Source organism: Gallibacterium genomosp. 1 (assembly GCF_001678575.1).
Classification (GTDB): Bacteria; Pseudomonadota; Gammaproteobacteria; order Enterobacterales; family Pasteurellaceae; genus Gallibacterium.
This window is the reverse complement of record NZ_JTJP01000025.1, coordinates 1-8595: the sequence shown is the minus strand read 5'-3', so window position 1 is coordinate 8595 and position 8595 is coordinate 1. Positions and strand designations below refer to the sequence as shown.

General features: G+C 37.2%; 9 protein-coding genes. 2 read left to right on the top strand and 7 right to left on the bottom strand.

Annotated features, from left to right (window positions below):
• Nucleotides 1-282 precede the first annotated feature (282 nt).
• On the top strand, nucleotides 283-1107 hold the full coding sequence (locus QV04_RS05510; protein WP_065231561.1) for a DUF5718 family protein: 825 nt from the start codon (nucleotides 283-285) through the stop codon (nucleotides 1105-1107).
• Between the two features lie 44 nt (nucleotides 1108-1151).
• On the opposite strand, the gene era is transcribed toward QV04_RS05510, so the two are convergent.
• The 6 genes from era to QV04_RS05480 all read right to left on the bottom strand — a co-directional run bounded on the left by era (nucleotide 1152) and on the right by QV04_RS05480 (nucleotide 7081).
• Nucleotides 1152-2075: a GTPase Era gene (gene era / locus QV04_RS05505; protein ID WP_039086300.1), complete on the bottom strand. Its 924-nt coding sequence runs from the start codon at nucleotides 2073-2075 to the stop codon at nucleotides 1152-1154.
• A gap of 11 nt (nucleotides 2076-2086) precedes the next feature.
• Nucleotides 2087-2767 (bottom strand): ribonuclease III, encoded by a 681-nt coding sequence (gene rnc / locus QV04_RS05500; RefSeq protein WP_065231562.1) that lies wholly within the window; start codon nucleotides 2765-2767, stop codon nucleotides 2087-2089.
• Nucleotides 2768-2769: 2 nt separating this feature from the next.
• Nucleotides 2770-3741 carry a signal peptidase I gene (lepB, locus tag QV04_RS05495; RefSeq protein ID WP_065233283.1) on the bottom strand — a complete coding sequence of 324 codons (972 nt, stop codon included), beginning with the start codon at nucleotides 3739-3741 and terminating at the stop codon, nucleotides 2770-2772.
• A 9-nt stretch (nucleotides 3742-3750) separates the two neighbouring features.
• Nucleotides 3751-5547 carry a translation elongation factor 4 gene (gene lepA, locus QV04_RS05490; RefSeq protein ID WP_039137134.1) on the bottom strand — a complete coding sequence of 599 codons (1797 nt, stop codon included), beginning with the start codon at nucleotides 5545-5547 and terminating at the stop codon, nucleotides 3751-3753.
• Between the two features lie 145 nt (nucleotides 5548-5692).
• Nucleotides 5693-6277 (bottom strand): Fe-S biogenesis protein NfuA, encoded by a 585-nt coding sequence (gene nfuA, locus QV04_RS05485; protein ID WP_013745975.1) that lies wholly within the window; start codon nucleotides 6275-6277, stop codon nucleotides 5693-5695.
• A gap of 105 nt (nucleotides 6278-6382) precedes the next feature.
• Nucleotides 6383-7081, bottom strand: a complete 699-nt coding sequence (locus tag QV04_RS05480) for an amidophosphoribosyltransferase (RefSeq protein ID WP_065233282.1) — start codon at nucleotides 7079-7081, stop codon at nucleotides 6383-6385.
• A gap of 121 nt (nucleotides 7082-7202) precedes the next feature.
• On the opposite strand from QV04_RS05480, the gene QV04_RS05475 reads away from it, so the two are divergent.
• Nucleotides 7203-8021, top strand: a complete 819-nt coding sequence (locus tag QV04_RS05475) for a Cof-type HAD-IIB family hydrolase (protein WP_065233281.1) — start codon at nucleotides 7203-7205, stop codon at nucleotides 8019-8021.
• A 67-nt stretch (nucleotides 8022-8088) separates the two neighbouring features.
• On the opposite strand, the gene QV04_RS05470 is transcribed toward QV04_RS05475, so the two are convergent.
• On the bottom strand, nucleotides 8089-8595 hold a 507-nt coding region (locus QV04_RS05470), incomplete at its 5' end, for a transketolase family protein (RefSeq protein ID WP_328585935.1).

Genomic DNA, 8595 nt, shown 5'->3' with positions numbered 1-8595 from the left:
CATTATTGCGACAAGGTCATCTATACTACGTTTCTTGACCTTTATTGTCAACAAGATTTTTTCAAGCTTTTTTCACTTTCTAGGATATTCTCTTCGCTTTGAGCCAGTGTTTATCCTCTCTTGTTGCGTGAGGCGGCATTATAGGGATTTTTTTATGCCTTGCAACTGTTTTTATGACGAATATCACACTTTTTTATTTAACTGCCTAGAATTTCTGCAAAATGTATTGTTTTACATCAATTTTCTTTTTAATCTGTATTTTTTACTACTATGGAGATAACTATGGACTTAACTCAATTTATCGGCTTCGGAGTAGCCGGTAACTTTGCTGGGCATTTAGAACAAGCTGGTGAAGCAAAAGATTTTGAACAGGTTGTAACAAAAGAGGCTTCTCAACCGAAAGCTATTTTTCCTTTTTATGTACCTAATGCCGATAATTTTTTATCAACTTTTCCACTTTCATCCTCAACCATTCAAGCCCCTGTCGGTGCAGATAATTTACAAATAGAGCCAGAAGTTGCCATACTATTTAATATTAGTTATGACAGCAACAAAAAAGTCATCACTTTATCGCCTTTTGCTTTTGCAGCTTATAATGATTGCTCCATCCGAAAACCTAATGCCAAGAAAATTTGTGAGAAAAAAAATTGGGGAAGTGCTTCAAAAGGTATTTCGAGTCGCTTTTTAGATGTCAATTCTATAGATAAAGGTGGCAAACTAGATTATTATCGTATTGCTTGTTTTCACAAAAGAAATGATATCTTGACTGCATACGGTATAGATAGCCCTATATCAGGCTATAATTATTTCAATCAAAAATTAGTAAATTGGCTAATTGACAGAATGAATAATCAGCCTGATCAAGGCCCTATGAATGACATTCCCGAATTGTTGAAACAAGCCAATTATCCTTCTCAAGCAATTATCAGTATTGGTGCAACCAGATATACCGAATTTGGTGAAACCCATTATTTACAAGTAGGGGATACCAGTATCGTGGTAGTGTATGATGGAAGACAATATCATCATCAACAAATTGCACAATTTGCTCAAGCTGAAAACTTCCCTGATGATATTTCTGCTCTTGTTCAAAAAGTTATTGATTAATTATTGAAAAACCTCAAAAATCTGCTTTTTTGAGGTTTTCTTTTTTAGTCATCCATATAGCCTAGACTTCTTAACGCCCGTTCATCATCAGCCCAACCACTTTTCACTTTCACCCAAAGTTCCAAATGCACTTTCGCATCGAATAATCGTTGCATATCCTGTCGAGCTTCCGTTCCAATCGTTTTTAATTTTTGACCCTGATGACCAATCACCATTTTTTTCTGTCCATCACGTTCAACTAAAATTAATCCATTAATTTCATAAGTGCCACGTTCATTAATTTTAAACTGCTCAATTTCTACTGTAACGGAATAAGGCAACTCTTCTCCCATAAAACGCATTAACTTCTCACGAATGATTTCTGATGCCATAAAACGTTGAGAACGGTCGGTAACATACTCCTCAGGAAAATGGTGAACGCCTTTGTGTAAAAATTGACGCACAATCGCTTTTAATTGATGCACATTATTGCCTCGCTGTGCCGAAATAGGCACAACCTCTTTAAATGAAAACTTTTCTGTCAATTGCTGAATGAAAGGCAACAATTCATCTTTATTTTTCACATTATCAATTTTATTGATGGCCAACACTACCGGCGCTTTCGCACTGCGTAATTTTGTCAACACCATTTCATCATCATCAGTCCAATGGGTACCATCAACAACAAAAATGATTAAATCTACATCTCCAATTGCACTACTCGCCGCACGATTCATCAAACGGTTAATCGCACGTTTCTCTTCAATATGAAGTCCCGGAGTATCAACATATACCGCTTGATACGCACCATCCGTATCAATTCCAACAATACGATGGCGTGTAGTTTGAGCTTTTCTTGAAGTAATGGATATTTTTTGCCCTAAAATTTTATTTAATAGTGTTGATTTACCGACATTCGGCCGCCCAACAATAGCGATAAAACCACAATAGGTTTCTTGTTGATTATCTGTTTGATGATCTACTGTCATTATGCTCTCATTTATTTTATTTTCAATGCAGACAAAATTTTCTCTGCCACAGCTTGTTCTGCTTTACGACGACTACTGCCGACGCCTTCAAATAAAGTTTCAGATTGTGGAATCTTACAGGTCACTTTAAAAGTTTGATTATGCGCTTCACCTTTAATTTCTACCACTTTATAAGTTGGCAAAGGTTGACGAATACCCTGTAGATATTCCTGTAAACGTGTTTTCGGATCTTTTTGATTATCGCCAGGCTTAATTTCTGCTAAGCGTTGTTGATACCATTTTAAAACAGTATCTTTCACTTTCTCAAAATTACTGTCTAAATAAATCGCACCAATAATCGCTTCCACACAATCAGAAAGGATTGAGCTTCTGCGATAACCACCACTTTTTAATTCACCCGGTCCCAATTTCAAATATTCACCCAAATCAAACTCTACTGCAATTTGAGCTAAAGTCTGTTCCCTGACTAGAGTAGCACGCATACGACTTAAATCCCCTTCAGCAGATTTAGGAAATTGATGATATAACGCCTCACCAATCGTAAAGTTTAAGATCGAATCACCTAAAAATTCTAAACGTTCATTATGTTCACTTGCCGCACTACGATGGGTTAAAGCTTGTTGCAATAACACCATTTTTTTAAATTGATAATTCAATTTATTTTGTAATCTATCTAAATGTTGATTATTCATAACTATTTAATTTGTTTAAAGAAACGCTCAGTCCGAATACCTCTCGGCCACTCACCTTCTTTTTTATCTAAACTTAACCAAATTACAGTAGCTTTACCAACAATATTTTTTTCCGGCACAAATCCCCAAAAACGGCTATCATTGCTATTATCTCGATTATCGCCCATCACAAAATACTCACCTTTCGGCACAGTCCATTCGCCGATAGCATTTCCATCTTGTTTAAAATAATAAGGGTCATAATTAAAACGATCTGGATTAAGTAAAATCTGATGTGTTACTGCACCTATTTCAGTTCGTTCAATTTGTGAGTTACCGTGATAAACGAACTCCGGATTAGGTTCAAATCCCTCATACTGATAAGTTTGGCTTTCACAAACATCCTGACCACAAGCTGGTGTTATCGTTAAAACGCCATCCTGCTGATCATACTTAATATGATCTCCAGGTAATCCAATAACACGTTTAATATAATCCACGTTCGGTTGCATTGGTGCTTTAAAAACAATGACATCACCACGTTTCGGCTCGCCTAACGCCACCCACTTTTCCTGAAATACCGGATCTTTAATACCATACTCATATTTATTGACCAATAAGAAATCCCCTACTCTCAAAGTAGGTTCCATTGAACCAGAAGGAATTTGGAATGGTTCATATAAAAAAGAACGCACAATTAATACTACTGCCAACACAGGAAATAATGAAGCAATAAATTCCGCACTTTCTGAAATTGGCTCTATTTTTGATTTTTCTTCATCTGTTAACTGTTTACCACTACGTTGCTCTGCTCTTGCAATTTGACGCTGACGTTTCGGTTTCAGTACAAAACGTTGATGACACCAAAAAATACCCGATAACACCGAGAACACAATTAACAAAATTGTGAATGTATTCGGTAGTTGAAAATAATCCAACACTTTCCACAGGATGAATCCAACTACTAACAAAATAGGCAAGAAAAAGTTTGACATACTTGCTCCTTATTTATCTTTTCCAACGTGTAGAATCGCCAAAAACGCCTCTTGAGGGACTTCAACATTACCAAGTGATTTCATCCGTTTTTTACCCTCTTTTTGTTTCTGTAACAGTTTCTTCTTACGGCTGACATCCCCACCATAACATTTTGCCAACACGTTTTTCCGTAACTGTTTAACCGTTGAGCGCGCGATAATATGGTTGCCAATGGCTGCCTGAATTGCAATATCAAATTGTTGGCGAGGAATAAGCTCTTTCATTTTCTCTACCAACTCTCGACCACGATAAGGCGCATTATCTTTATGAACAATCAAGGCTAAAGCGTCTACACGCTCCCCATTAATCATTATATCTACTCGCACCATATCTGCCGCTTGGAAACGTTTAAATGAATAATCCAAAGACGCATAGCCACGCGAAGTTGATTTCAAACGGTCAAAGAAATCCAACACCACCTCACCCATTGGCATTTCATATGTCAATGCCACTTGATTACCGTGATATACCATATGCGTCTGTACACCACGTTTCTCAACACACAGAGTAATTACATTACCAAGATATTCCTGTGGCAGTAACATATTACATTCAGCAATAGGCTCTCTGATTTCAGCAATATTATTAATTGGTGGCAATTTTGCCGGACTATCGACATATAATACTTCTCCGTTTGTCATCGCCACTTCGTATATTACTGTCGGTGCAGTAGTAATTAAATCTAGATCATATTCTCGCTCCAAACGTTCTTGGATAATTTCCATATGTAATAAACCCAAGAAGCCACAACGAAAACCGAAGCCAAGCGCACTAGAATTTTCCGGTTCATAAAATAGCGATGCATCATTTAAACTTAATTTTCCTAATGCATCTCGGAATGCTTCATAATCATCGGAACTAACAGGAAATAAGCCTGCATATACTTGCGGTTTTACTTTTTTAAACCCCGGTAATGGTTTTAATGCAGGATTAAATTGTAATGTCAAAGTATCTCCTACCGGTGCGCCAAGAATATCTTTAATACCACAAACAACCCAGCCAACCTCACCACACGATAATTCATTCTTATCAACCTGTTTAGGTGTAAAAATACCTAATCTATCAACACCATAACTTTGACCGGTGCTCATTACTTTAATCTTATCACCTTTCTTTAAGGTTCCATTTTTTATACGAACTAAAGAAACCACACCTAAATAATTATCAAACCACGAATCAATAATTAACGCTTGTAACGGCGCTTCAGGATCACCTTGTGGTGCTGGAATACGTTTAACAATTTCTTCCAATACATCCTCAACTCCGACGCCAGTTTTCGCCGAACAACGAACTGCATCAATTGCATCAATCCCGACAATATCCTCAATCTCTTCCGCCACTCTTTCCGGATCGGCTGCCGGCAAATCAATCTTATTCAAGATCGGCACTACCTCAAGATCCATCTCAATTGCTGTATAACAATTCGCCAAAGTTTGAGCCTCAACGCCTTGTCCAGCATCAACCACTAATAAAGCTCCTTCACAAGCTGCCAACGAACGGGAAACTTCATAAGAAAAGTCCACATGCCCAGGAGTATCAATAAAATTTAACTGATAAATTTCACCATTTTTCGCTGTATAATTTAAGGTAACGCTTTGTGCCTTAATAGTTATGCCACGCTCACGCTCTAAATCCATTGAATCTAATACTTGAGCTTCCATTTCACGGTCACTTAAACCACCACAAATTTGAATAAGACGATCTGATAGAGTGGACTTGCCGTGATCGATATGAGCAATAATTGAGAAATTACGGATATTCTTCATAAATGGATAATTTTAATAAAATAGTTGATTAATCAAATAAACCGCAAGATTTTACAAGAAACTAGCAAAAACTGCTACAAGAAAGGAATTTGTCAACAATATATAAAAAATATGGCAGGAATAGTCCTGCCCTTAACTTAACATTTTAATAATAAGAATGTTCACCACGTTGGTGTTCTGTAACATCTTTTACACCTGTCAGTTCACCTTCAAATTGTGCCAATAACTGTTTTTCCACACCATCTTTCAATGTAACATCAACCATTGAACATCCATTACAACCGCCACCGAATTGAAGAATTGCTTCGCCTTTATCAGTAATTTCAATCAAAGTAATACGTCCACCGTGATTTGCCAACTGCGGATTAATTTGTGTTTGAATGACATATTCAACACGTTCAATTAATGGCGCATCATCCGCTACTTTACGCATTTTGGCATTCGGTGCTTTTAAAGTTAATTGTGACCCCATTTCATCAGTCACAAAATCAATTTCCGCATCCTCCAAAAACGGCAAACTTAACTCATCAACAAACGCTGAAAATGTTTCATATTTCATTTCATGGTCTGTTGCTTCAACTGCTGATTTCGGACAATAAGACACCCCGCATTCCGCATTCGGTGTACCCGGATTAACGACAAAAATACGGATATTTGTTCCCTCTTCCTGTTGATCAAGCAGTTTACGGAAATGTGCCTGTGCCGCACTGGAAATCACAATTTGCTGCATAATTTATCTATCCTTTTTGTTAATACTTGACTGATATGGTCGGGAATAATACGCCTAATCTAAAATTTTTTCTACTCCCTCACTCAATTAAACCGAAAGGAAAAATCATTTTTGCGTTCTACACAATGCCCATACCTGAATTTCTGCCAACTCCTGTTGCATCAGGCAACGACAAATTGCCTCCATTGTCGCTCCGGTAGTGATAACATCATCAATTAACGCAATTCGCTTTATTTGCGCCGGAAGACGCTGTTTTAAGGCAAATGCCTGCTGCATATTTTGCTCTCTTTGCCGGCTATTTTTGCCTCGCTGTGTCGAGGTGGCACGTTGACGAATAACAACATTCTCTAAACAGGGAATATTCAACCACCGACTTAAATATCGAGCCAACAACAAAGATTGATTATAACCACGTTGCCATTGCCGCCGATGATGCAACGGCACCGGAATTAACAATTCCGGCAGATTTAACTGATGTGTCCTCCTTGCTTCTTTCACCGCCAATAACAATAATCTGGCTAAACTGCGATCCAACCAATAATCTTGCTGAAATTTGAAACGATAAATAAGCGATTGCAACGGATCTTCAAATGCGGAAACAAAGACTATTTTTTGCCATAACGGCGGAGTTAACAAACAAATACCGCAACGTTGTCGATCCTCCGGCAATTTTGTACCGCAACAACCACAATAGTGAAATGCCTTAATCTGTTTATAGCAAAACGAACAAAGTCCGTGCGCCGCAATCTGCAAGCGTCTTCCACACTGAATGCAACAAAAATCAAAAATATTATTCCGCTTCATTCCATTATCTTAATCAAAATCCTTAACTATTAATGAGATAGTGATAATTTTTGTGAAGAGGATCGAGAAATAAAGAAAAACTGCTAAAATTAACACTCTTTTCATTATTCCAAGGCAAGTTATGACAAAACCAGACATTAAAATTATCTTTTTCGATATTGACGAAACACTTTACGTAAAAAATAAAGCTATTCTGCCTACCAGCGTACCAAGCGTTATCCGCAGTTTAAAACATAAAGGCATTATCCCGGCTATCGCCACCGGACGAGCAAGATGTGCATTTCCTGAAAAAATTGATCAATTAATTAAGCAAGAAGGTATCGAATTATTTGTAACCATTAACGGCCAATATAATAGTTATAAAAATCAAGTTATTAGCAAACATCCTATTGCGACAACAGAGATTGAACGAATCATCCATTTTTTACAAATACACCAAATAGATTATGCTTTTGTCGGCAATGAAGCCATTGCAGTTTCCAATATCACGCCGCAATTAAAAAAGGCACTTGATCCGATCACCACTCGATATTTTATCGACCAAGACTATTATAAAACGCACGATATTTATCAACTTTTACTTTTCTATCCTGAATCACAAGACCAATTTATCGCCGACTCAGGCATTTTAGGTGAACAATTTAAAACTGTCCGCTGGCACGACTATTCTGTGGATTGCCTTATCGCAAGTGGCTCAAAAGCAAGCGGTATTGATGCTGTTATAAACTATTTCGGTTTCACAATTGATAATGTGATGGCATTTGGCGATGGTTTAAATGATATTGAAATGATAACTCATGTCGGTACAGGTGTAGCGATGGGTAATGCTCATCCCGAACTGAAAAAAATTGCTAATTATGTTACTGAAGATATTGAACACGATGGTGTTCTCAAAGGTTTATTGGCTTTAGGTGTGTTAACTGAAGATGATTTAATTTAGGATATTAAAGTGGCTTAATTTTTTACAGAAAAAACAGTTAAGCCACTTATAAACGCTCTCTTTTTAATTAAAATATTGATAATGCTTGTTTAACAATATCCTCTGCAGTAAGTTGGTACTCTTTTTGCAAAAAATCGACCGTTCCCACTTGACCATAACGATGTTTTATCCCTACTCTCCTCATTGGCACAGGACAATGTTCAACTAGCACTTCGGCAACTGCCGAGCCTAAACCGTTTTCAATACTATGATTTTCACAGGTCACCACTTTTCCTGTTTTTTGGGCAAATTTCACTATCGTTTCTGTATCTATCGGTTTTAAGGTGAACATATCAATTACGGCTGCGGAAATTTGATGCTGTTCAGCTAAAATATCCGCCGCTCTTAACGCTTCTGCAACCATAATACCATTAGCAATTAATGTCACATCCTTTCCTTGTTGCAAAACTTTTGCTTTACCGATAACAAATTCTTCATTGTCAGAATAAATTTTTGTCGCCTGCTTACGCATTGTTCTCACCCAATAAAAACCTTTCAATAATTTGATCTGCACCCCAAAAATTGGACTTATTAT

Bases quoted from the DNA above. Each gene is read 5' to 3' on its own strand.
- QV04_RS05510 (WP_065231561.1), top strand. From the start codon at position 283: ATGGACTTAACTCAATTTATCGGCTTCGGAGTAGCCGGTAACTTTGCT.
- era (WP_039086300.1), bottom strand. From the start codon at position 2,075: ATGACAGTAGATCATCAAACAGATAATCAACAAGAAACCTATTGTGGT.
- rnc (WP_065231562.1), bottom strand. From the start codon at position 2,767: ATGAATAATCAACATTTAGATAGATTACAAAATAAATTGAATTATCAA.
- lepB (WP_065233283.1), bottom strand. From the start codon at position 3,741: ATGTCAAACTTTTTCTTGCCTATTTTGTTAGTAGTTGGATTCATCCTG.
- lepA (WP_039137134.1), bottom strand. From the start codon at position 5,547: ATGAAGAATATCCGTAATTTCTCAATTATTGCTCATATCGATCACGGC.
- nfuA (WP_013745975.1), bottom strand. From the start codon at position 6,277: ATGCAGCAAATTGTGATTTCCAGTGCGGCACAGGCACATTTCCGTAAA.
- QV04_RS05480 (WP_065233282.1), bottom strand. From the start codon at position 7,081: ATGAAGCGGAATAATATTTTTGATTTTTGTTGCATTCAGTGTGGAAGA.
- QV04_RS05475 (WP_065233281.1), top strand. From the start codon at position 7,203: ATGACAAAACCAGACATTAAAATTATCTTTTTCGATATTGACGAAACA.